General features: G+C 64.9%; 1 protein-coding gene. It reads left to right on the top strand.

The genetic code is table 11. The annotated features are described in order from the left end of the window. Window positions 1–30 precede the first annotated feature (30 nt). A partial coding sequence (gene rpsA, locus AC2VOP_RS08315) for a 30S ribosomal protein S1 (RefSeq protein WP_486960524.1) occupies window positions 31–1072 on the top strand: 1042 nt, incomplete at its 3' end.

The raw sequence follows: 1072 nt of genomic DNA, 5'->3' as shown, positions 1-1072 counted from the left end.
CGACCCAACCTGTCCGGAGCAACCCCCCATATGCCAAGTCCCGCCGTCACCTCGCCGCAAGTAGCCGTCAACGACATCGGCTCGAGCGAGGACTTCCTCGCCGCCATCGACAAGACGATCAAGTACTTCAACGACGGCGACATCGTCGAAGGGACCATCGTCAAGGTCGACCGGGACGAGGTGCTGCTCGACATCGGCTACAAAACCGAAGGTGTGATCCCGTCCCGGGAGTTGTCCATCAAGCACGACGTCGACCCGCACGAGGTGGTGTCGGTCGGCGACGAGGTCGAGGCCTTGGTCCTCACCAAGGAGGACAAGGAAGGCAGGCTGATCCTGTCCAAGAAGCGCGCCCAGTACGAGCGCGCCTGGGGCACGATCGAGGCGCTCAAGGAGAAGGACGAGGCCGTCAAGGGCACCGTCATCGAGGTCGTCAAGGGCGGACTGATCCTCGACATCGGGCTGCGCGGCTTCTTGCCCGCCTCGCTGGTGGAGATGCGCCGGGTCCGTGACCTGCAGCCCTACCTCGGCAAGGAGATCGAAGCCAAGATTATCGAGCTGGACAAGAACCGCAACAACGTGGTGCTTTCCCGCCGTGCCTGGCTGGAACAGACCCAGTCGGAGGTGCGCAGCGAGTTCCTCAACCAGCTGCAGAGGGGTGCCATCCGCAAGGGGGTGGTGAGTTCGATCGTCAACTTCGGCGCGTTCGTCGACCTGGGCGGGGTGGACGGTTTGGTGCACGTCTCCGAGCTCAGCTGGAAGCATATCGACCACCCGTCCGAGGTGGTTGCCGTCGGTGACGAGGTCACCGTCGAGGTGCTCGACGTGGACATGGACCGCGAGCGGGTGTCGCTGTCGCTCAAGGCCACCCAGGAAGACCCGTGGCGGCACTTCGCCCGCACCCACGCGATCGGGCAGATCGTGCCCGGCAAGGTCACCAAGCTGGTGCCGTTCGGCGCGTTCGTCCGGGTCGAAGACGGCATCGAGGGGCTGGTGCACATCTCCGAGCTGGCCGAGCAGCACGTCGAGGTGCCGGATCAGGTGGTGGCCGTCGGCGACGACGCGATGGTCAAGG

Source organism: Mycobacterium sp. TH-M106 (assembly GCF_057473765.1).
Note: the sequence above shows the minus strand (reverse complement) of the source record. Positions and strands in the feature narration are given on the sequence as shown.